The organism is Rhizobium sp. RAF56, assembly GCF_052113965.1.
GTDB lineage: Bacteria > Pseudomonadota > Alphaproteobacteria > Rhizobiales > Rhizobiaceae > Rhizobium.
This window is the reverse complement of sequence record NZ_JBFRDU010000015.1, coordinates 19,881-40,622: the sequence shown is the minus strand read 5'-3', so window position 1 is coordinate 40,622 and position 20,742 is coordinate 19,881. Positions and strand designations below refer to the sequence as shown.

The following is a 20,742-nucleotide window of genomic DNA, read 5'->3' as shown; positions in this document are numbered from 1 at the left end:
TCATGTCCCTTTCTCTGCCAGCCGTCTTTCGCCATCCGACGATCCGCGTCAGCACGCTCGCGATTTTCCTCTACGGATTCGCGGGAGCGGCGACGTCGCCCTATCAGTCGGTGATCGGCATCCGGGAGCTGGGGCTCAGCAACTCGACCTATTCGGCACTCATGCTTGCCGCAGCCGCCGTGAATGTCATTGTCAGCCTATCCGTCGGCAATCTCGCCGATCGCCTTGGCAACTATCGCAGCATGCTGCTCGGTGTCTCGGCGTTCGGGCTCGCGGGCTACGGTCTCGTCTATGCTATCCCGGCGCCAGCTATCTTCGTCACAAGCGCGCTGCTGTTGCTGCCGGTCTTCAATGCGATCAACCCGCTCCTCTTTGCCAACGTTCGCGCGACAACCAACCGCATGGGTGGACAGGATGTCCCCGCGATCAACTCAGGCGTGAGAGCCGCCATTTCCCTTGCCTGGGTACTGGTGCCCGGCATCGTCGCCTTTATCCTGTCGCAGGCTGACAGCATGCTGCCGGCATATCTGATTGCCGCGATCGCCTGCGGCATCTGCCTTGCTATCCTCGTATTCTTCCTTCCCCGCCAGGCTGGCGCCGGGCATACTGCGCCAGAACGGCTGACGCACTTGGCAGCCTTCGCCGAAGTCCTTTCGCCACGGATCTTTATCCGCGTGCTGGCGGTGTCGCTCATCACCTCGACGCTGCACGTCAACGGCGCCGTGCTGCCGCTGATCATGACTGGCGCGGCCAAGGGAAAAGTTACTGACATCGGCGTTATCGTCGGCATCGTCGCCTTTTTGGAGATCGTTTTCATCTTCGGCTGGGGTGCAGCACAGAGGCGGCTCGACCACGTGACCGCGCTTGTCGTTGGCACCGCGATTTACGTGGTCTATCTCGCTCTCCTCGGCTTTTCCTCCCTGCCATGGCATGTCTATGCGCTGACCATTCCTAGCGGAATCGGCGCGGCAGCCCTGATCAGCATCCCGATTACCTACCTGCAGGATCTGATCGCTAAGAGGCCGGGCCTTGGGAGCGCGCTGATTTCGGTGAACATGTTCCTGGGTGGCGGTATCAGCGCACTGCTCTTTGCCATCGGCACCTGGGCGAGCGGATATTCCGGCACGGCGATCCTGGGCGCCGGCGCGGGGACGGTCGGTCTCTTGTTGCTGCTGATCCTGGAAAGGCGCGCGACCAACCTTCGGGGTCGTCTATAGACCCCGCCCGCATCTCCATCGGATTCAAGGTGGAGACGGAGCGGTCGAGGGAATCGCAAAACGCGAAAGTGAGGAGGACGGCCGCATACGCAATACCTTTTGCGACCGAAGGCAATGTGCCCGAGGAGGGTGAATATTCGGTAAAGGAAATATTCAAGCTCGCGACCGCTTCTCCTTTTCCTCAAGGCCGGTATGCCCATCCACGTCGCGAAGATCAGGAGCGTACGCGCGCGTTGCTCTGCCAGGGCATCGCGAAGGAAGGTGCCACGGCACCCGGCCGAGCAGTCGAGACACGTGATTGCAGTGCCGATGCATCCTCGGCCAAGTTGGTATCCGCGAAAGCCGTGCCTACTGCGTTGAGCACTGCCCGGACGCAGGGTTTGTTTCCGGAATAGTAGATGGTTTGCGCCTCGCGCCGTGTGTTCACCAACTCATGCAGGCGCAGTTTTGCGAGATGCTGGGATAGCGCCGATTGATTGAGGCCAAGTCGGCTGGCCAAGGCTCCGACCGTCCATTCCTGCTGAAAAAGATGCCGCAAGATTTCCAGTCGGGTGGGATTGCCCATGACCGACAACAGGTCCGCCTTGCGCTTCAAGAGCGGATCATTCAACGTGATACTCACGACCTTACCTCAGATTTTCTCAAAGTGATAAATTACAATCTATCCGCACATTTAGGCGATGTGGGATATTTTTCAAAAATACGCATCGTTGTGCCGATGGGCAGCCCTTTGCTGCCGCAACTGCTCAGTCTTGCTGGAAGTTCCGGCTATAGGGCCGGCACATATTTCCAGAAGACACCTTCCAATCGTTCGGGATAATACTTGAATTCGCAGTCGAAGCGCCGGCCGTAGGCCACGGCGCGATCGAGCGCTGCTTTGCTGACCGGGCTCATACCGGTCATCGGCGCGAACCAGTCTTCCAGCAGATCTTCGGGCACATAGGCCCCGATCCGCAACGGCAGATTGATCAGTACGTCGTCCATTTCCTTTGGAGGCATTGCGGGTCGCCCCTTTTCTCGTCCGGACGTTGCAACGTGGCACCGCCCGTGTCTGGTGACGTTCAATGCGAGCATTCAGCCACCATCTTCCCGCCGCTTCAAGATAAATTTCTGAATCGGGCCGCACACGCCATCTAGCGGCGCTTGGGTCGGGTCGCGAGAACGTTGCGGATCGAAAAGCTCGAATGAATTCTGAGTACGCCCGGCAATGTCGAAAGAATGTCCTTGTGAATACGCTCGAAATCGCCTGCCGTCTCGACCTCGACCCTGAGCAGATAGTCCGAACCGCCCGTCATCAGATAGCACTCGCGAATTTCGGGATACTTGCGGACCGCTGCCTCGAAGCGATCGAGGTGCTCTTCGGTCTGCCGCTCCAGGGTGATGTTGATGATGACGGCGATGCCGCCCTCGCCTGACGCACCCCCGATCACGGCCGTATAGCCCTGGATGGTCCCCGCCTCCTCCAACAGATGAATGCGCCGCAGGCAGGCCGAAGGCGACAGACCGACGTCCGCTGCCAATTTGGTATTGCTCATGCGGGCATTGATACGCAGGAGACGGATGATATTGCGGTCTATGGCATCCACTATCAAAATCTCGATTATTTCAAAATCTGCACAATAATTCGAAAAGTAACGCTTTCTTCGAATAATCGGAAGCGAATTGATCGGATTTTCACGTATTATTTCACTAGATTGCGCGCGTCGTCGTGAGGAGAACGGGACCATGGACTACGGCGTAATCGATCAAATTGCGCGCGACAGCGCGCCGGGCTGCCTGTCGATCGATCTTGAGGCTTTGCGCGACAATTATCTGTCGCTTCAGCAACTGATGGCGCCGGCGAAAACAGCGGCGGTCGTGAAGGCGGACGCCTACGGCCTCGGCGCGGCGCGGATTGCTCCGATCCTCTATGATGCCGGCTGTCGCGACTTCTTCGTCGCGCAGTTCGGCGAGGCCTTGAAGCTCAGGCCCATCCTTCAAAAGGACGCCCGTATTTTCGTGCTGAACGGGCTGCAGCCAGGCAGCAAAGCTACCTGCGCCGCAAGCGGGATCGTTCCGGTCCTCAACTCGCTGGAGCAGGTGGCGAACTGGCGCAGAGTGGCGGAGCTTAAAAGCACGAACCTGCCGGCCGTGTTGCAATTCGACACCGGCATGTCGCGTCTCGGTCTGTCGCCACAAGAACGCGGCGAGCTTGCTGCCGATCCCACGCTTCTTGACCGGATCGAGCCTCTCTTCGTGATGAGCCACCTCGCTTCCGCCGACGAACCGCAGAGCGTTCAGAATACCGATCAGCAGGCGGCAATGCGGGACGTTGCCGCGCAATTTCCAGGCCTCGACATCTGCTTTGCCAATTCCGGCGGCATTTTTCTCGGGCCCGACTATCGCGGTGCGCTGGCGCGCCCGGGTATCGCGCTCTACGGCGGAGCGCCGATCGCAGGTGAGACGAACCCGATGCGGCCCGTTGTCGGCCTGCAAGTCCGCGTCGTGCAGACGCGCACCGTTTCCGCCGGCGCCAAGGTCGGCTACAGTGCGACCCACGTCACCGCCCATGAAACGCGGCTGGCGACGATCGCATGCGGCTATGCCGACGGCCTGCCACGGCAGTTGAGTAGCCGCGGTGCGGTCTTTTTTCAGGGCGTACGTCTGCCGATCGTCGGGCGCGTATCGATGGACAGCATCACCGTCGATATCTCGGCGCTTCCACCAGGCGCGATCAGGCTGGGCAGCCTCGTCGAGATCATCGGCCCGCACCAGAGCCTGGAGCAGCTGGCGGCCGACGCCCAAACGATCGCCTACGAAATTCTGACCAGCCTTGGTCACCGCTACCACCGCGAATACCGCTGACGGCCTCACCCCACTTAACAGGAATATCGGCATGAAAGTCACAATCCTCGGCGCCGGCGTCATCGGCGTGACCTCCGCCTACTATCTCGCCAAAGCTGGGCACGAGGTGACCGTGATCGATCGGCAGAAGGGGCCGGCCCTCGAAACCAGTTTTGCCAACGCCGGCGAAATTTCGCCCGGCTACGCCTCACCTTGGGCGGCGCCGGGTATTCCGCAGAAGGCGATCAAGTGGCTGTTCATGAAACACGCGCCGCTGATCATCCGGCCAATGCTCGACGCCGCCACCTGGCGTTGGGTCGCGGCGATGCTTTCCAATTGCACCTCGGCGCGCTACGCGATCAACAAAGGCCGCATGGTGCGACTTGCCGAATATAGCCGCGACTGTCTGATCGAGCTCCGCCAAGAGACGGGAATCGAATATGATCATCGCACCCAGGGCACGCTGCAGCTCTTCCGCACCCAGAAGCAGCTGGACGGTATCGGCAAGGATATCGAAGTTCTTGCCGCCGACGGCGTTCCGTTTGAAGTGCTCGATCCGGCCGGCTGCATAGGAGCCGAACCCGGCCTTGCGGCCGTCCGAGAAAAGATCGTCGGCGGTCTGCGTCTGCCGAACGACGAGACGGGCGATTGCTTCAAATTCACCAACGAGCTTCACCAGCGCGCTGCAGCGCTTGGCGTGCAATTCCGCTTCGGCGTCGATATCCGTGCGCTGCGTCGCCAAGGCGACCGCGTCGTCGCCGTCGAAACGGGCGAAGGTGATGTCGAAGGCGACGTATTCATCGCAGCTCTCGGCAGCTACACCCCCGCGCTTCTGCGGCCGCTCGGCTTGCGGCTGCCGGTCTATCCCGTCAAGGGCTATTCGATCACCGTCCCGATCGTCGATGAAAGCCGTGCACCCGTTTCCACGATCATGGACGAGAGTTACAAGGTTGCCATCACCCGCCTCGGCGACAGAATCCGCGTCGGCGGCATGGCGGAAATCGCCGGCTTCAGCAAGGACCTGCCGCCCACCCGTCGCGCCACGCTCGAACATTCCGTGGAGGATCTATTTGGTGGTGCTGGCGATCAGAAACGCGCGACCTTCTGGAGCGGGCTCAGGCCAATGACGCCAGACGGCACGCCGGTGATCGGAACAACCCGATATGGCAACCTCTACCTCAATTGCGGGCACGGCACGCTCGGTTGGACAATGGCCTGCGGGTCGGCCCGGGTGCTTGCGGATCGCATCAGCGGCCGCAAACCGGAGATCGTCGACGAGGATCTTTCCATCCGCCGCTACGGCTGAGGCTCGTCGTTTTTCTGCGTACTCCGACGCGTGCCGTCGGGCGAAAAATCCCTCAATATTTGCCGCTCTGGCAGTGCGCGTGTTATTTTCTTGCGAAACCGACGCGGTTTTTCTAGAGAAACCGCCGGCAAGAGGGGTTTTCTGAGTCAAAAATGATTCAGCTCTCAGCCGGCCCCATCGCCCGCGCTGCCCTGGATGACGCCCCTGCGGGCGGCTTGGTATGTCCCAATGCGGCGTTTGAGGCCTAAGACAAGGGCTCATCGAGCTCCCAAGGAGAGAAAAAATGCGTTTTAAGACATTGATGGGCGCGAGCCTTTTGGCGTCGCTTGCGTTTGCGCCGCTCGCGCAGGCCGAGGATCTGGTGATCGGGTTGATTGCCCCGCTGACCGGGCCCGTCGCCGCCTATGGCGATCAGGTAAAGAACGGCGCCCAGACTGCGGTCGACGAAATCAACAAGAAGGGCGGGATTGCCGGCAAGAATGTCGTCCTCAAGCTCGCTGACGACGCCGGCGAACCCAAGCAGGGTGTTTCGGCCGCGAACCAACTGGTCGGCGCCGGCGTGCGTTTCGTCGTCGGCCCCGTGACGTCAGGCGTCGCCATTCCGGTTTCGGACGTGCTCGCTGAAAACGGCGTGCTGATGGTAACGCCGACGGCAACCGCACCGGATCTGACCAAGCGCGGCCTGACGAACGTGCTGCGCACCTGCGGCCGCGACGACCAGCAGGCCGAAGTCGCCGGCAATTTCGTCTTGAAGCATTTCAAGGATAAGCGCATTGCCGTTATCCATGACAAGGGCGCGTACGGTAAGGGCCTGGCGGACGCCTTCAAGGCAACGCTGAACGCTGGCGGCATCACGGAGGTGCTCTACGAGGCGCTGACGCCCGGCGAAAAAGACTTCAGTGCGCTTACTTCGCGCCTGAAGGCCGAGAAGGCCGACATCATCTACTTCGGCGGCTACCACCCGGAAGGCGGCCTGCTGGCCCGTCAGCTGCATGACATTTCGCTCAACGCCACCATCATCGGCGGCGATGGCCTCTCCAACAGCGAGTTCTGGACGATCGGCACCGAAGCGGCCGCCGGCACCATGTTCACGAACGCCTCCGATGCGCTGAAGAGCTCCTACTCCAAGGCCGCGGTCGCAGCCCTCCAGGCGCGCAACATCCCGCCTGAAGCATTCACGCTGAACGCCTTCGCCGCCGTCGAAGTTCTCAAGGCCGGTATCGAAAAGGTGGGCAGCGCCGAAGACTCCGCCGCCGTCGCCGCCGCCCTGAAGAGCGGCGGGCCGATCCAGACCAGCATCGGCAAGCTGACCTACGGCGAAACCGGCGACCTCACCTCGCCGAGCTTCTCCATGTTCAAGTGGGAAAACGGCAAGATCGTCCCGGTCGAATAAACAGCGTCCGAAGCAATCGATCCTGCCGCCGGCGCGCAACCGCTCGCCGGCGGCAGTCGTTTTGGATGATCCGTAGGGCCGGGTTGAAAATGGCTAGCTCGCCGGTAATCCTCTATACGCTTTGAAAACACACGCATGGACGGCAACCGGAAATTCGTGTACGGTTTTAAAGAGTACAGATGGAGGCAACCGTGCCCAGAGTGGCAGTCGAAGATAACGAACGCCTGAACCTGCGCATCGCGGCGGCGGCAAAAGCCAAGCTGGTGCGTGCGGCCGCGCTTCGCAATACCGACCTCACCAATTTCGTGACGCAGTCCTCGTTGCGCGAAGCGGAAGCCGTGATCAAAGAGGCCGAGGCTATCAAGGTATCGGAGCGCGACTACCTGCGCATCCTTGACCTGCTTGAAAACCCGCCCGCGCCAAACGAGAAATTGTTGGCTGCCGCACTCGCGTTGCCGAAGTCTAAATGATCTCGTGGCATGAGGAGGCGATTGGAAAACAGCATGATCGCAAATCCTTTGATTGCGGCGATCCTGAACTAAACGATTTTCTGCAGCGCTATGCCCGTCAAAGCCATGACCTCGGCGGCTCGAAAACCTTCCTCGCGATAGACGACGCCGATGGGCAATCGATCCTTGGTTTCTACAGCCTTGCTCCCACATCGATCGAGCCGGAGAAGGTGCCGGCAGCAATCCGGCAAGGACTGGGCCGCCATGAGGTGCCGGGCTTTCGACTGACTCGGTTGGCGGTGGTCCTCGCTCTGCAGGGGCAGGGATTAGGCGGCCAGTTCGTCCTCGCCGCCGGTAGGCGCTGTCTACGCGCTGCAATGGAAGTTGGCGGGGTAGTCATGGCGATCGACGCCAAGAACGACCGCGTGGCCGAATGGTACAAGACGCTAGGCGCGCATCAGTTAATCGACTCGCCACACTCCCTCGTGCTTCCGCTCGCGACGATCGCGGCGGCGCTCGAAGCAGTCGGGCAGACGCTTTAGTTACAGCAAGCTCAGTCGCGAAAGGCGATCGCTCAAGAGCCCGATGGTGGCCGCGTCGGCATTGGCGAAAGCGAAGCGAAGGTAGCGTTCCTGGCCTTCGCCGAAATAGATACCGGGAAGGCAGAGGACGCCCGCCTCGCGCACCAACGCCTCCGCTACCTCGCTGGAAGTCCGCGCTTCGAAGGGATGGCGGATGAAGGCGAAATAGGCGCCGACCGCGCCCACTTCCCAGGCGGGAATTCCAGCCATCGTGGCTTTCAGCGCCTCTGCTCGCCGCCCGATCTCCCTTCGGTTTTCCTCACGCCATTCGGCAAGGCGCGGCAACGCCTCGGCAACGGCTGCCTGCGCGGCGCGCGGCGCGCAGATCTGCAGATTGTCCATGATCTTCGCCACCTGTGTGACCGTCTCGGCACCGGCAGTGATCGCGCCCAGGCGGTGGCCCGGAATGCAGAAGGATTTCGAGAAGCTGTAGAGGCCGATCAGCGTTTCTTCCCAGCGGGGCTTTGTCAGCAGGTCATGCGGCCGACCGGCACCGGCGGGGAGAAAATCGCGATAGGTTTCGTCGAGGATCAACCAGATGCCGCGTGCCTGGCAGAGATCGAAGATGTCGGAGATCAGGGCTGGCGGATACACGGCGCCGGTCGGGTTGTTCGGCGAGACGATCGCGAGCGCGCGAACGTCGGGCGTGATTGCGGCCTCGAGAACACTGATCTTAGGCAAGAAGCCGTTTTTCGGGTCGCAGGGCGCGAAACGGCTGCGGATGCCGAGCATCGCCAGCGTCGTTTCCTGATTGAAATAGAAGGGGTTGGTCATCAGCTCGGCGTCGCCTGATCCGGCCACCGCCATGGCCGCGCAGACGAAGGCCTGGTTGCAGCCGGCTGTGATATGGACGTTATCCAATCCGACCGTTGCGCCATAAACGTCCGAGACATGGTCGGCGTAGACCTGTCGAAGTACCGTTTCCCCCTCGATCGGCCCGTAGCCCGTGTAAGCGGTCGAGCTCGCATATTTGCCGAGCAAACCCATCATGTCGGGGTGTGGCGGATAGCCGGGCACGGCCTGGGAAAGATCGATCAACGGCCCGTGCTGGTCGCGGTAGTCCTTCGCCCAGGCGAGGACAGCCGGAATGGGCGGAGGCACGAGCTTTTCGACGAGAGGGTTGAAGACGGGCATCTTTCAGTTCCTGTTTGCGTTCACGTTCAAATCTTGGATTTGCGCCTCGGCGCCGGCAATGCTCGCTTCGCACCAGTCGAAACGGGCTGATAACCGCCCTGTGCGGTCCGGCCCGGCCGCGCCCTCAGCAGTGTGTGAGCGGAGGTTCGCGGTTCCGGCAGGCTTTCCGCTTCGAGCGAAGCGAATAGCCAATCGATAAAGACCTTGGCAATGGGGGCGGCACGCACTTCGTGGCGGCAGGCGACATAAAATGCGTCGTTGGCAGGCACCGCCAAATCGAAGGGAACGACAAGCTCCCCCTTGGCGATGAGATTGCCGGCTGTGATCGTGTCTCCAAGAGCGACGCCCTGCCCGTGAAGTGCCGCTTCGATCGAAAGGCGCGCATCGCTCATGAAATGTTGACGGCTGCATCCGAGATCGAGCGCGTCGGCAGCGGCAAACCACGTGTTCCACTCGCGCCCGTCGTCACCGTGATATAGAACGTGGTCGGCAAGATCGCGCACCGAACGCAGCGGGCGGCTGTTCAACAGGGTCGGACTTGCGACCGGGAAGAGGCGCAGCGTGCTCCAGCGCCTTCCCCAGACGTCGGGCCAATCGCCATTGCCGTAGAGGAAGCAAATATCGACGTCCTGCGACTGCAGGTTCGCCGGATCGTTGGAGGCGATCAGGGTCAGACGGATGTCGGGATATTGCTGCGTGAAACGGTCAAGGCGCGGGATCAGCCAAAAGGACAGGAGCGCCGGAACACAGGCCACTGCAAGCTCGCCGCTTGTCGCCGGGCGCTTCATCAAGGCGGTTGCAGCCGCGATCTCGCCGAAGGCTCGAGTGACTGCCGGCAAAAAGAGCGCGCCCTGCGCTGTCAACTTCAGCCGTTTTCCGCCGCGCTCGAAGAGCGCCGTATTAAGCGATTCCTCCAGCGCCTTGATCTGATGGCTGATGGCGCCATGTGTGACGTTGAGTTCGCGCGCGGCCGCCGAAACCGAACCGCGCCGCGCTGTCGCCTCGAAAGCGCGCAATGGATTGAGGGGCGGCAGCCGGTTTGACATGGGTTCCCTGCGATAGGTGAGTTTTTCTCACGTCGTTTGCTACAACAACGTCAATTGCTTTTCCAGTCCACTTGTAACGATAATACGCCAACAAGGGCGAAGACCCAGGGAACAGCATGAGATCGGCCTATGGCGTAGAAGTGCCTCCGGCCGGCTATTGGCGAGGCACTATGGCAATCGATCCAGCAAAACTGCAGGAACTGCGCAGCAAATACGGCGCGAGCCACGGCGGCGAGTTGTTCGACCCCGAATTCCGCAAGGTGGCGGACAAGATTTTCTCGAAGGAGGGCACGCGCCTGGCCCCCTATGCCGGCGTCCCGACCTTTCTCAGTGCGCCGTATCGACCGGTCGATGCTGCCGATCCGGATCTCAGCAATCTTGATGTCGCCATCATCGGCGTGCCGATGGATCTCGGCGTCACCAATCGCCCCGGCTCGCGCTTCGGGCCGCGCGCCCTGCGTGCGATCGAACGCATCGGCCCCTACAATCACGCACTCGGCTGCGCTCCGGTTTTCGATCTGAGAGTCGCCGATATCGGTGACGTGCCTTTCCAGAGCCGTTACCGGCTGGAACTCAGCCATGAGGACATCGAAAAACGCGCCCGCCAGATCGTTGATGCCGGCGTCATCCCGTTGTCGGTCGGCGGCGACCACTCGATCACTCACCCGATCCTGAAGGCTGTCGGCGGTAAAGCGCCAGTCGGCATGATCCATATCGATGCGCATTGCGACACCGGCGGCGCCTTCGATCATACCAAATTCCATCACGGCGGACCGTTCCGAAACGCCGTCCTCGACGGCGTGCTCGATCCGACGCGGACCGTGCAGATCGGCATACGCGGCTCGGCGGAATATCTCTGGGAATTCTCCTACGAGTCCGGCATGACTGTGATCCATGCCGAGGAAGTGACCGGTCTGGGTATGCCGGCGATCATCGAGAAGGCCAGGACGATCGTCGGCGACGGCCCGACCTACCTGTCCTTCGACATCGACAGCGTGGATCCGAGCTTCGCCCCCGGCACCGGCACACCCGAGATCGGCGGGCTGACGACCCGCGAGGTCCTGGAATTGCTCCGCGGACTGAAGGGCATCAACCTCGTCGGCGGCGACGTCGTCGAAGTCGCCCCGCAATATGACGCAACGACCAATACGGCTCATGCCGGCGCCCAGGTTCTGTTCGAGATATTGAGCCTCATGGTGTTCAGCCCATTTGCAAACCGCAAGAAAAGCTAAGACATTTCAGTAACCACCGCAGATAACAACAAGAGGAAATAAGATGAAAGCCTACTCGAAACTGAAACAGTCGCTTGCGGCTTCGCTGATAGTCGGCGGCACCATCTTCGGACTGGCGGCCAATATTGCCCATGCCGACGCGCTCGACGACATCGCCAAGGCCGGCGTTTTGAACGTCGGCGTGTTTGCCGACTTCCCGCCGTTTTCCTCGGCCAGCAGCGATATGAGCCTCAAAGGCTATGACATCGACGTGGCGCAATACATCGCCGACGCGCTGAAGGTGAAGCTGGTTCCAGTCCCGGTAACCGGGCAGAACCGCATCGCAAACCTGACAGAGCACCGCGTCGACATGCTCGTAAGCGTCGGCTACAGCAAAGAACGCGCGGAAGTGATCGATTTCGCCGCCGCCTACGCGCCGTACTACATCGCCGTGATCGGGCCGGCCGCGTTGGAGATCAAGAACAGCGACGACCTGGCCGGCAAGAGCATCGCCGTCAATCGCGGTACGCTCGAGGACACATCGCTGACCAAGGCGGCGCCGGCGTCGGCCGACATCAAGCGCTTCGACAACTACAATTCCGTGATCCAGGCTTTCATCTCCGGTCAGACGCAGCTGATGGTCGTCGGAAACGATGTCGGCGCCCAGGTGCTTGCGCGGCAGGAAGCCCTGAAGCCGGAGCAGAAATTCGAGCTGATGACGTCGCCGTCGCATATCGGTCTCAACAAGAACGAACCGCGACTGAAGCAGGCGATCAATGATGCCGTCGCCAAGATGCTGGGGGACGGCAAGCTGGACGAAAGCTCGAAGACCTGGCTGAAGACACCGCTCGATCCCAAGAACCTCAAGGATTGATCGGTGGGCTACACGCTCGACTTCGGGTGGCTGCGCGATGCCATGGGCGCGCTCGCCAGCGGAGCGGCCTTGACCCTGCTGCTGATTGCGGCGTCGGCGACAGCCGGCGTCGTGCTCAGTATCCTCGGCGCCGCCGGACGCCGCAGCCGACATGCGCTCGTCCGTCGGTCGATCGAAGCCTACGTCGAGCTCATCCGCAACACGCCGTTCCTGGTGCAGCTGTTCTTCATCTTCTTCGGGCTGCCCAGTCTCGGCATCCGATTGGATCCGGTGCTCGCGGCCATTCTCGCCATGACCCTGAATATGACAGCCTACACCACGGAGATTATCGGCGCGGGCCTCGACGCCGTGCCTAAGGGACAGAGCGAAGCGGCGCTGGCGCTTGGTCTTCATACGCGACAGGTCTTTATCAAGATCGTGCTGCCGCAGGCGCTGAAGGTAATCTTTCCGGCACTGACCGGCCAGTTCGTCATCATGATGCTGGAATCCGCCGTCGTGTCGCAGATTGCCGTTCGGGAACTGACCTACCAAGCCGATATGCTGCAAGCACGGACATTTCGCGCGTTTGAAACCTATTTTGTCGTAACAATGATCTATCTCGGCCTCAGCATCGGCCTGCGAAAGCTGCTCGTGGCGACCGGAAACCGTGTCCTTCCGGGAGGGGTCTCATGATCGAGTTCACCTTCTGGGATATCGTGCGCAATCTGCTGCTGGCCGCGCGATGGACCGTGCTTCTGTCAATCGTCGCCTTCACCGGGGGTACCATCGCGGGCTTGGGAATTCTTTTCTTAAGGATCTCGAAGCGACGCGTCCTTCGCAGAGCCGCGGAATATTACATCGCTCTCTTTCAGGGGACGCCGCTGCTGATGCAGCTGTTCCTGCTGTTCTACGGGCTGCCGCTGGTCGGCTTCCGCATCGACGGTTGGCTCGCGGCAACCATTGGCCTGACCCTATATGCGAGCGCCTATCTCTCCGATATCTGGCGCGGCGGTGTCGAGGCCCTGCCGCTTGGGCAATGGGATGCCGCCCGCAGCCTCGGGCTGCATTATCTGGCGCAGCTGCGGCTGATCATTCTGCCGCAGACATTTGCTATCACCCGCGCCCCGACCGTTGGATTTCTTGTCCAATTGATCAAAAGCACGGCGCTGACATCCATCATCGGCTTTGAAGAGCTCGTCAGAACCTCGAACGCGATCAACAATGCGACGTTCGAGCCTTTCAAGGTCTATGGCATGGTTGCGCTGATCTATTTTGCCTTATGCTTTCCGCTGACGCGGTACGCAAAGGCGCTGGAATTGAAGGCCGCCAAGCACTAAGCAAGGTCTGAAGTCTTTGGAAATCAAGGGAACGAGCCGACGCAGAGACCGCGCCGGCAAATAGAGGGAGAAATGCAATGAGTAAGTTACTGAACCATCCCGTCAGCCGTCGCGCAGCACTCGGCGCCGGCCTTGCCGGCGTGTCCATGCTGGCCATGCCGTCCATCCTGCGTGCCGAAGACAAGTCGCTGAAAGTCGGCGTCTATGGCGGCTACTTCAAGAAGTCATTCGACCAGCATATCTTCCCTGAATTCACCAAGGCGACCGGCATTGCCATCGAATCCGTCGCAGAACCGACGGGCGAAGCCTGGCTGGTGCAGCTCGAGCAGGCCGCGAAGGCCGGCCAGGCACCGGCCGACCTTTCGATGATGTCGCAGGTCGCCATGCTCAAGGGTCAGGCGACCGAACTCTGGACACCGATCGACGTTTCGAAGATGAAGAACGCTTCCGGCTTGATCGATCGTTTCGTCAACAAGTATCCGGACGGCCGCATCGCCGGCATCGGGGCGGTTGCGTGGTACATCACGCTGGTGACCAACACCGACGTCTTCAAGGAAGCACCCACCTCCTGGGCGGCACTCTGGGATCCGGCGAACGCCGACAAGCTCGGCCTCCTGGCGCTCGTCTCCAACTCATTCCTCCTGGAAGTGACGGCCAAGACTCATTTCGGCGGCACGAATGCCCTCGACACCGAGGAAGGCATCCTGAAGGCCTTCGCTAAGCTCGCCGAAGTCAAGCCGAACGTGCGGCTCTGGTATCGTGACGAGGCCCAGTTCGAGCAGGCGCTGAAGTCGGGCGAAATCCCGATGGGTCAGTACTACCACGACGTGACCGGGCTTGCGATCGCCGACGGCTTCCACGTCCGCTCGACCTTCCCGAAGGAAGGCGGCATCCAGGATTCCGGCTGCTGGGCGCTCTCGCGCGCCTCGAAGAATACGGAAGAGGCCCATATCTTCATCGACTACATGTGCCAGCCCGCGATCCAGGCGACGCTGTCACGCAAGGTCGGCACCGCGCCGACCGTCAAGCGCGAGCTGCTCGATCTCACGGACAAGGAATTCGCAGCCGTATCCTCGGATATCGAGCCGATCATTCCGCGCTACGACCTCTACCAGTCCAAATCTGACTGGCTGAACCAGAAGTGGACGGAACTGATCGTCGGCTGATCGTTCGGCACTCAAGCCGAGCCGGGACGCGTGGCCCGACCCGGCATCGTCAAGAAAGCGAGATCCGCCGGTGGCGGCCTCGCCGCCCATCGCAATGCATCCACGCCCACCTTCTTTTAGAGAACGAGACATCGATCATGTCCGGGCTAGCCCTCAACACCGTCACCAAGCAATTCGGCAGCTTCACCGCGGTCGACAACGTCCAGCTCAATGTGCCGCATGGAACCTTCGTGTGCATGCTCGGGCCGTCGGGCTGCGGTAAGACGACGTTGCTGCGCATGATCGCCGGTCTCGACACGCCGACGAGCGGCGCGATCGTGCTTGATGGCGCGGACATCACCGCGACGCCGACGCACAAGCGTGACCTCGGCATGGTCTTCCAGTCGCTGGCGCTCTTTCCGCATCTGACCGTCGGGGAGAATATCGCCTACCCCTTGCGCATCCGCGGCGTGGCCAAGGAGACGCAGAAGAAGCGCGTCGACGAACTCCTGTCGATGATCCACTTGACCGGCTATGCCGACCGTCCCGTCAACAAGCTTTCGGGCGGACAGCGCCAGCGTGTCGCGATCGCCCGCGCGCTTGCCATCTCCCCCAAACTCTTCCTTCTCGACGAACCGCTCTCGGCGCTCGACGCGAAACTGCGCGAAGCGATGCAGGTGGAGCTGCGCCAGCTGCAGCAGCAGCTCGGCATCACCACCATCGTTGTCACCCACGATCAGCGCGAGGCCATGACGATGGCCGACACCGTCGTCGTCATGAACGGCGGCCAGATCCGGCAGGCAGCGAGCCCGATCGAGATCTACCGGCGGCCGGCGGATCGTTTCGTCGCCGACTTCATCGGCTCGACCAACCTGCTCGACATCGAGGCCGACAGCGCCGGCCGCGCTGTCGTTCTTGGCCAGGCGGTCGAGGGTGTTGCGCTTCCGGAAGGGCTCACCAAGGCGACGATCTCCGTGCGGCCGGAGGACGTCCACCTGACGGCCCCTGGCGTCGGAGCGCTCAATGGCAAGGTCACCTTCATTCGCGACCTCGGCGGCACCATCGAAACCTTCGTCGACCTTTCGGGCACGCAGGTGATCGCGGTCTCGACGCCGCGCGAGCGGCCCGCGGTCAATGTCGGCCAGGCGGTCGGCGTCAAGCTTACCCCCGATGTCTGCGTGGTGCTGAAGCAATGAGACGCGAACCGCCGCAGACACTTGCCGACTACGGACCGCTCGCCTTCCCGGCGGCGATGCTCACCGTCTTCTTCGTCATTCCCTTCGGCACGATGATCGCCGTCAGCTTCTTCAAGCGCCAGCAGGGCGGCTTCTACACGCCGGATTTCGTCTTCGACAACTACGCACGCTTCATCAGCCTGTTCTTCGGCAAGGTGCTCGGCTTCTCGCTGATGCTGGCGATCTGCGTTGCGGTCTGCTGCGTCGTGCTCGGCATTCCCTTCACCTATCTTCTGACGAAGATGGGCCGCAAGGCGCAGGTTCTCTGGCTGGTGGCGCTGCTTTCGATCCTGTCGCTTTCGGAAGTCATCATCGGCTTTGCCTGGTCGACGCTGTTTTCCCGCACCGCCGGCATTACCAACCTTCTCGTGACGCTCGGGGTCATGCATGAGGCCGTTGCGCTCGCGCCGAGCTTCGGCGCGGTGCTGACGGGCATGGTCTATCAGGCTCTGCCCTATACGATCCTCATTCTCTACCCAGCTCTCGTCCGTCTTGACCCGACACTGACGGAAGCGGCGCGCACGCTTGGCGCATCTCCGGTCAAGGCGTTCTTTACGGTCGTCGTCCCGGCGCTGCGCAATACCATCATCGCCACGCTGATCATGGTCTTCATCTTCGCGCTCGGCTCATATCTGCTGCCGCAGATTCTCGGACGTCCGCAACACTGGACGCTCTCGGTGCTCATAACCGACCAGGCGGTCTACCAGTCGAACATGCCGTTTGCCGCCGCCATGGCGGTCTTCCTGGTGCTGGTGACGCTCGCGATGGTGGGCCTGACGGTACTCGTCGGCCGCAAGGGAGAGGCTGCATGACCAGCATCTTGAGAAGACTTTACTTCTTCCTCATCGGGCTCTTCCTGGCCTTGCCAATTATCGTCGTCGCCGGCGTATCGGTAAACGAGAAGCAGAGCCTCACCTTCCCCCCGCAGGGCTTTTCGATGAGCTGGTACGGCCAGATCTTCATCGACCAGGAATGGCGCGACGCGCTGATCGCATCTCTCACGTTGGCGATCCTGTCGGCGGCGCTCGCGGTGGTGATCGCCCTGCCGCTCGCCTGGTTCCTCTGGCGGCGCATCGCCCCTTGGGCAAATATCTTCCAGCTTCTCGGAATTGCGCCATTCACCCTGCCGCCCGTCATCACCGCGCTCGGCCTTTTGACCTTCTGGGCGACGACCGGCTTCTACGGCCAGCCGTGGACGGCGGTGATCAGCCATGCGATCTTCTTCGTGACCCTGCCGCTGGTGACGCTGTCGCTAGGCTTCACCGCGATAGACCGTTCACTAGTCGAGGCGGCGGCTACCATGGGCGCCGACGACAGCACCATCTTCCGCACCGTCGTGCTGCCGCTCATCCGCCCCTATCTTGTATCCGGGTACGCCTTCGCATTCGTCCTGTCGCTGAACGAATATATCGTCGCGTACATGACGGTCGGCTTCACGGTGCAGACGCTGCCCATCAAGATCTTCAATGCGCTGCGCTATGGCTACACCCCGACCATGGCGTCGGTGACGATCCTCTTTGTGGCGATCGCGGCCACCGTCTTCGGCCTCGTGGCGCGCTTCGGCGATTTGCCGAAACTGCTGGGCGCCATGCCGTCCAACGACAAATAGGAGACGACATGAAAATGGCAGCGCTGCAGATGCAGGCCGTCTCCGGCGAAACCGAGACTAATCTTGCCCGTATCGCGTCTGCTGCGCGGGAGGCAGCCGGCAAGGGCGCCGCATTGCTGATCGCACCCGAACTGGCCGTGACCGGCTACGGGGCCGGCGACCGCTTTCCCGGGCTTGCCTCCCCAGCGGATGGCGAGGTCGCCGCCAAACTCGGCGCGATCGCCCGCGACAACGGCATTGCCATCGTCGCTGGTTTTGCCGAGCAGGCGGGAAGTGACGTTTTCAATAGCGCACTCTTCACTGACGGCGCTGACACTAACGTGGTTTATCGCAAGTCACATCTCTATGGCGACTATGAGCGCCAATGGTTTCGGCCGCAGGTTCCCTCCTCCGTGATCGTCACGCTCGGCGGTATGAAACTCGGCATGCTGATTTGCTACGATGTGGAATTTCCGGAGAACGTGCGCCGTCTGGCGCAGGAGGGCGTCGATGTCGTTGTCGTGCCGACGGCGTTGCCGAAGGGCACCTCTGGCAGCTTCATCGCCGAGCACATGATCCAGGTGCGCGCCTTCGAAAACCAGGTTTTCGTTGCCTACATCAATCATTGCGGCGCGGATGGCGAATTCGTCTATGCCGGTCTCTCGCGCATTGCCGCGCCCGACGGCACGCTTCTCGCCGCAGCGCCGGCGGAGGGCGAGGCACTGCTCCTCGCGACGGTAGATACATCGGCATATGCCGACTCGCGGGCGTCGAACACCTACCTTGCGGATCTGACGCGGCCGGTTCAGCGTTGACGGAAACCTGAAAACTCAAGCGCAAATGATTGGGCCCGGCGCTTGTCCGGGCCTATCTTTTTGTGTCGACTATTCCGCGACGTCGACCTGACCGAAGCGATGGGCGCCGAGCGGATCCATCACGTAGTTCTCGACCTTCTTCGACATCGGCAGCACGACGCGCGAATGGGCGATGGAAACCCAGGCCGCATCGTCGTGGATGATCTGCTGCGCTTGCTCATAAAGCTTGGTGCGCTCGGCCTTGTCGGAAATGACTCGGGCCTTCTGGATGATCTCGTCCACCGGCTTCGAGCACCAGTTCGCCGTATTGCTGCCGCCAACGGCCGAGCAGGAGAAGTAGTAGCCGAGCGTGTTGTCCGGGTCGCCATTGTCGCTGGTGCCGCCGAGAATAACCGCGCCGTCGCGATCCTTGTCGCGCGCCCGCTTCAGATAGTCGGCCCATTCGTAGGAGACGATTTCGACGCCGACGCCGACTTTGGCGAGGTCGGCCTGCATCATTTCGGCGGCGCGCCGGGCGTTCGGCATATAGGGACGGCTAACGGGCATCGCCCAGATCTTTAGCTTCAGATCCTTGACGCCCGCCTTGTCCAGCATCTGCTTTGCAGCGGCCGGGTCGTAGGGGTAGTCGGTGACCTTGTCGTTATAGCCCCACATATTCGGCGGGATCGGGTTCTTCGCGACCTGGCCCATACCTTGGTAGACGCCATCGACGATCGCCTGCTTGTTGATCGCCATGTTCAGCGCCTTGCGGACTTCGATGTTGTCGAACGGCGCCTTCAGGTTGTTGAAGGCGAGGTAGGCGACGTTGAGGCCCGGCTGTTCCATGACCGTCAGATCGGGATCCGCCTTGAGTGCCGGAACGTCGGCGGGAACGGGATAGGCGGCCACTTGGCACTCGCCGGCCTTCAGGCGTTGGGCGCGGGCTGATGCGTCGACCGTGATGGCAAACACCAGATCGTCGATCTTCGGCTTGCCGCCCCAGTAGTTTGCGTTGGCGGCGTAGCGGATCGCGGCATCCTGCTGATAGTCGACGAATTGGAACGGGCCTGTGCCGATCGGTTTGTGGTCGAGCACGGTCTTGTCACCGGCGGCAGCGAGCTTATCGGCATATTCCTTCGACATGATCGAGCCGAAGTTGAGCGCGATCTTGGCAAGCAGCGACGCATCCGGCTGGCTCAGCACGAACTTGACCGTACGATCGTCGACCTTGACGACATCCTTGATGATGGCAGGCATTTCCATGGCCTCGAACATTTCCCAGTTCGCGCCGGTGATATATCCGTGCCAGGCATCATCCTTGTGGAGTTGCCGGTTGAAGGTGAACAGCACGTCGTCCGCATTGAAATCGCGGGTCGGGGTAAAATAGTCGGTGCTGTGGAATTTCACGCCCTGGCGCAGCTTGAACGTATATTCGAGATTGTCCGGCGAGATCGTCCAGCTTTCGGCGAGACCGGGCACGACGTCGGTCGTGCCGACCTTGAAGGTGGTCAGCCGTTCATAAATGGTTTCGGACGAGGCATCCCAGGTGCTGTTTGCAGCATACAATGCCGGATCGAAACCTTCAGGGGCGCTTTCCGAGCAGTAAACCAGCATCTTGGCGGAAGCGGGCGTTGCGGCAGCGCCACAAAGCAGCGCCGCTCCAACTGAGGCAAGAAGGCCTGCACGCGCACGCCCCGATATCATCTTCAAAAGCATATTTTCAGTACCCCTTCGTTTGTTTTGTCTTTGGTTTTTTCTACCGCGGCCAACACGGGATGCGGCCGCGGGATCTTTTACTTCAGTCGGCCTTCGGTCGTTCCCTGTCCGCGACCTGCCGCCCAGACCGGGTCTGGCCTGGTCCAAAGCACGTCGGATCGCATCAGCTTGACCAATTCGCGCGCCTGCAAATTCAGGAAGCGCTCGCCTTTCGCGGCGGTTGCGCTGCGTGGATCTCCCCAAGTGCCGGAGACGGGAGCCCGCTCGGAGAAGGAATAGAAGCGCGAGGCGCCGTCCGGCACATCCACCGGATGCTCCTGGTTGGCAAAGGCTTCCGCAAATTTATCGCTGCGCACCGTTTCGGGAGCTACTGCGAGCATCACCGAGGCCTCGCCCTCGCAGGCGTGATGCGCGCCGGAATCGGTTTCGAAGATCGCGGCCGTTTCCTGCGGCGCCAGTCCCCACGGCAGCGTGGCGACGATCGGCATGTCGAACTCTACCGCGAGCTCGCGGGCAGCGACCGCCAGCGGATCGATGTTGCCGCCGTGACCGTTAACGATGAAGAGCCGGGCAAAACCCAGTGCCTTCAGCGAGCGGGCGATGCAGCGCAGGACGCGGCTCAGCGTATCGTAGTCGAGCGTGATCGTTCCGCCGAACGGCAGATGGTGTTCGCTCATGCCGAGCCACAGTCCCGGAAGGACAGCGACGGGAATGTCGCCCGCGATCTCGCGCGCCGCACGGACTGCTGCAGCCGATGCGCTAGCCGTATCGGTGATCACAGGCAGGTGTGGTCCATGCTGCTCCAGCGACCCGATCGGCAGCACCGCCATGGCGCCCGGCCTACCGGCGATCTCTCGCAACTCCGGCGCCGTCAAACGCGCCCATTCGACTTCGATCGTCATCGTTCCATCCTT

Annotated in this window: 22 protein-coding genes; 15 read left to right on the top strand and 7 right to left on the bottom strand. The window is 61.5% G+C overall.

The window, feature by feature from the left end; genetic code table 11:
- The first annotated feature begins 2 nt into the window (after positions 1 to 2).
- Positions 3 to 1,217, top strand: coding sequence for an MFS transporter (locus AB4048_RS14535; protein ID WP_442202672.1), 1,215 nt, complete (start codon positions 3 to 5; stop codon positions 1,215 to 1,217).
- A 214-nt stretch (positions 1,218 to 1,431) separates the two neighbouring features.
- Here the strand turns inward: AB4048_RS14535 and AB4048_RS14530 are convergent, their stop codons facing one another.
- The 3 genes from AB4048_RS14530 to AB4048_RS14520 all read right to left on the bottom strand — a co-directional run bounded on the left by AB4048_RS14530 (position 1,432) and on the right by AB4048_RS14520 (position 2,812).
- A complete protein-coding gene (locus tag AB4048_RS14530; protein WP_442202671.1) occupies positions 1,432 to 1,839 on the bottom strand; it encodes an ArsR/SmtB family transcription factor in 408 nt (135 codons plus the stop codon).
- A 146-nt stretch (positions 1,840 to 1,985) separates the two neighbouring features.
- Positions 1,986 to 2,216, bottom strand: a complete 231-nt coding sequence (locus tag AB4048_RS14525) for a hypothetical protein (RefSeq protein ID WP_442202670.1) — start codon at positions 2,214 to 2,216, stop codon at positions 1,986 to 1,988.
- A gap of 134 nt (positions 2,217 to 2,350) precedes the next feature.
- Complete coding sequence (locus tag AB4048_RS14520; RefSeq protein WP_442202764.1) at positions 2,351 to 2,812, bottom strand: Lrp/AsnC family transcriptional regulator; 462 nt, start codon at positions 2,810 to 2,812, stop codon at positions 2,351 to 2,353.
- Between the two features lie 130 nt (positions 2,813 to 2,942).
- On the opposite strand from AB4048_RS14520, the gene alr reads away from it, so the two are divergent.
- From alr to AB4048_RS14495, 5 genes are all read left to right on the top strand, one after another.
- The gene (alr, locus tag AB4048_RS14515; RefSeq protein ID WP_442202669.1) at positions 2,943 to 4,061 is read left to right on the top strand and encodes an alanine racemase; all 1,119 of its coding nucleotides are present in this window, start codon (positions 2,943 to 2,945) and stop codon (positions 4,059 to 4,061) included.
- A 31-nt stretch (positions 4,062 to 4,092) separates the two neighbouring features.
- Entirely contained in the window at positions 4,093 to 5,346 is a 1,254-nt protein-coding gene (locus tag AB4048_RS14510; protein WP_442202668.1) for a D-amino acid dehydrogenase, read from the top strand.
- 283 nt (positions 5,347 to 5,629) lie between these two features.
- Positions 5,630 to 6,739, top strand: a complete 1,110-nt coding sequence (locus tag AB4048_RS14505; RefSeq protein WP_442202667.1) for a branched-chain amino acid ABC transporter substrate-binding protein — start codon at positions 5,630 to 5,632, stop codon at positions 6,737 to 6,739.
- A gap of 179 nt (positions 6,740 to 6,918) precedes the next feature.
- Positions 6,919 to 7,209: a type II toxin-antitoxin system TacA family antitoxin gene (locus tag AB4048_RS14500; protein ID WP_442202666.1), complete on the top strand. Its 291-nt coding sequence runs from the start codon at positions 6,919 to 6,921 to the stop codon at positions 7,207 to 7,209.
- Positions 7,206 to 7,730: a GNAT family N-acetyltransferase gene (locus tag AB4048_RS14495; RefSeq protein WP_442202665.1), complete on the top strand. Its 525-nt coding sequence runs from the start codon at positions 7,206 to 7,208 to the stop codon at positions 7,728 to 7,730. Before AB4048_RS14500 ends, AB4048_RS14495 begins: the two co-directional genes overlap by 4 nt.
- On the opposite strand, the gene AB4048_RS14490 is transcribed toward AB4048_RS14495, so the two are convergent.
- Positions 7,731 to 8,903: an aminotransferase gene (locus AB4048_RS14490; protein ID WP_442202664.1), complete on the bottom strand. Its 1,173-nt coding sequence runs from the start codon at positions 8,901 to 8,903 to the stop codon at positions 7,731 to 7,733.
- Positions 8,904 to 8,929: 26 nt separating this feature from the next.
- Positions 8,930 to 9,949, bottom strand: coding sequence for a LysR substrate-binding domain-containing protein (locus tag AB4048_RS14485; RefSeq protein WP_442202663.1), 1,020 nt, complete (start codon positions 9,947 to 9,949; stop codon positions 8,930 to 8,932).
- A 170-nt stretch (positions 9,950 to 10,119) separates the two neighbouring features.
- Between AB4048_RS14485 and speB the strand changes: the two genes are divergently transcribed.
- The 9 genes from speB to AB4048_RS14440 all read left to right on the top strand — a co-directional run bounded on the left by speB (position 10,120) and on the right by AB4048_RS14440 (position 18,133).
- The gene (speB, locus tag AB4048_RS14480; protein ID WP_442202763.1) at positions 10,120 to 11,181 is read left to right on the top strand and encodes an agmatinase; all 1,062 of its coding nucleotides are present in this window, start codon (positions 10,120 to 10,122) and stop codon (positions 11,179 to 11,181) included.
- Positions 11,182 to 11,224: 43 nt separating this feature from the next.
- Positions 11,225 to 12,034: a transporter substrate-binding domain-containing protein gene (locus AB4048_RS14475; protein WP_442202662.1), complete on the top strand. Its 810-nt coding sequence runs from the start codon at positions 11,225 to 11,227 to the stop codon at positions 12,032 to 12,034.
- A gap of 3 nt (positions 12,035 to 12,037) precedes the next feature.
- Positions 12,038 to 12,706, top strand: a complete 669-nt coding sequence (locus AB4048_RS14470) for an amino acid ABC transporter permease (RefSeq protein ID WP_442202661.1) — start codon at positions 12,038 to 12,040, stop codon at positions 12,704 to 12,706.
- Positions 12,703 to 13,350, top strand: coding sequence for an amino acid ABC transporter permease (locus AB4048_RS14465; RefSeq protein WP_442202660.1), 648 nt, complete (start codon positions 12,703 to 12,705; stop codon positions 13,348 to 13,350). Before AB4048_RS14470 ends, AB4048_RS14465 begins: the two co-directional genes overlap by 4 nt.
- Before the next feature lie 77 nt (positions 13,351 to 13,427).
- Entirely contained in the window at positions 13,428 to 14,516 is a 1,089-nt protein-coding gene (locus AB4048_RS14460; protein ID WP_442202659.1) for an ABC transporter substrate-binding protein, read from the top strand.
- Positions 14,517 to 14,653: 137 nt separating this feature from the next.
- Positions 14,654 to 15,691, top strand: a complete 1,038-nt coding sequence (locus tag AB4048_RS14455) for an ABC transporter ATP-binding protein (protein ID WP_442202658.1) — start codon at positions 14,654 to 14,656, stop codon at positions 15,689 to 15,691.
- Positions 15,688 to 16,542, top strand: a complete 855-nt coding sequence (locus AB4048_RS14450; RefSeq protein WP_442202657.1) for an ABC transporter permease — start codon at positions 15,688 to 15,690, stop codon at positions 16,540 to 16,542. The genes AB4048_RS14455 and AB4048_RS14450 overlap by 4 nt, the downstream gene beginning before the upstream one ends.
- On the top strand, positions 16,539 to 17,339 hold the full coding sequence (locus AB4048_RS14445) for an ABC transporter permease (RefSeq protein WP_442202656.1): 801 nt from the start codon (positions 16,539 to 16,541) through the stop codon (positions 17,337 to 17,339). Before AB4048_RS14450 ends, AB4048_RS14445 begins: the two co-directional genes overlap by 4 nt.
- Before the next feature lie 8 nt (positions 17,340 to 17,347).
- Positions 17,348 to 18,133, top strand: coding sequence for a carbon-nitrogen hydrolase family protein (locus tag AB4048_RS14440; RefSeq protein ID WP_442202655.1), 786 nt, complete (start codon positions 17,348 to 17,350; stop codon positions 18,131 to 18,133).
- Between the two features lie 69 nt (positions 18,134 to 18,202).
- Here AB4048_RS14440 and AB4048_RS14435 read toward each other — a convergent pair whose 3' ends face one another.
- Together AB4048_RS14435 and AB4048_RS14430 are read right to left on the bottom strand one after the other, a co-directional pair.
- A complete protein-coding gene (locus AB4048_RS14435) occupies positions 18,203 to 19,828 on the bottom strand; it encodes an ABC transporter substrate-binding protein (RefSeq protein WP_442202654.1) in 1,626 nt (541 codons plus the stop codon).
- 77 nt (positions 19,829 to 19,905) lie between these two features.
- Positions 19,906 to 20,730, bottom strand: a complete 825-nt coding sequence (locus AB4048_RS14430; protein ID WP_442202653.1) for a creatininase family protein — start codon at positions 20,728 to 20,730, stop codon at positions 19,906 to 19,908.
- Positions 20,731 to 20,742 lie beyond the last annotated feature (12 nt).

Coding starts and splice junctions, on each gene's coding strand:
- AB4048_RS14535 (WP_442202672.1), top strand. CDS start 3: ATGTCCCTTTCTCTGCCAGCCGTCTTTCGCCATCCGACGATCCGCGTC.
- AB4048_RS14445 (WP_442202656.1), top strand. CDS start 16,539: ATGACCAGCATCTTGAGAAGACTTTACTTCTTCCTCATCGGGCTCTTC.
- AB4048_RS14505 (WP_442202667.1), top strand. CDS start 5,630: ATGCGTTTTAAGACATTGATGGGCGCGAGCCTTTTGGCGTCGCTTGCG.
- AB4048_RS14430 (WP_442202653.1), bottom strand. CDS start 20,730: ATGACGATCGAAGTCGAATGGGCGCGTTTGACGGCGCCGGAGTTGCGA.
- AB4048_RS14490 (WP_442202664.1), bottom strand. CDS start 8,903: ATGCCCGTCTTCAACCCTCTCGTCGAAAAGCTCGTGCCTCCGCCCATT.
- AB4048_RS14450 (WP_442202657.1), top strand. CDS start 15,688: ATGAGACGCGAACCGCCGCAGACACTTGCCGACTACGGACCGCTCGCC.
- AB4048_RS14465 (WP_442202660.1), top strand. CDS start 12,703: ATGATCGAGTTCACCTTCTGGGATATCGTGCGCAATCTGCTGCTGGCC.
- AB4048_RS14485 (WP_442202663.1), bottom strand. CDS start 9,949: ATGTCAAACCGGCTGCCGCCCCTCAATCCATTGCGCGCTTTCGAGGCG.
- AB4048_RS14460 (WP_442202659.1), top strand. CDS start 13,428: ATGAGTAAGTTACTGAACCATCCCGTCAGCCGTCGCGCAGCACTCGGC.
- AB4048_RS14435 (WP_442202654.1), bottom strand. CDS start 19,828: ATGCTTTTGAAGATGATATCGGGGCGTGCGCGTGCAGGCCTTCTTGCC.
- AB4048_RS14525 (WP_442202670.1), bottom strand. CDS start 2,216: ATGCCTCCAAAGGAAATGGACGACGTACTGATCAATCTGCCGTTGCGG.
- AB4048_RS14495 (WP_442202665.1), top strand. CDS start 7,206: ATGATCTCGTGGCATGAGGAGGCGATTGGAAAACAGCATGATCGCAAA.
- AB4048_RS14440 (WP_442202655.1), top strand. CDS start 17,348: ATGAAAATGGCAGCGCTGCAGATGCAGGCCGTCTCCGGCGAAACCGAG.
- alr (WP_442202669.1), top strand. CDS start 2,943: ATGGACTACGGCGTAATCGATCAAATTGCGCGCGACAGCGCGCCGGGC.
- AB4048_RS14510 (WP_442202668.1), top strand. CDS start 4,093: ATGAAAGTCACAATCCTCGGCGCCGGCGTCATCGGCGTGACCTCCGCC.
- AB4048_RS14500 (WP_442202666.1), top strand. CDS start 6,919: ATGGAGGCAACCGTGCCCAGAGTGGCAGTCGAAGATAACGAACGCCTG.
- AB4048_RS14455 (WP_442202658.1), top strand. CDS start 14,654: ATGTCCGGGCTAGCCCTCAACACCGTCACCAAGCAATTCGGCAGCTTC.
- speB (WP_442202763.1), top strand. CDS start 10,120: ATGGCAATCGATCCAGCAAAACTGCAGGAACTGCGCAGCAAATACGGC.
- AB4048_RS14475 (WP_442202662.1), top strand. CDS start 11,225: ATGAAAGCCTACTCGAAACTGAAACAGTCGCTTGCGGCTTCGCTGATA.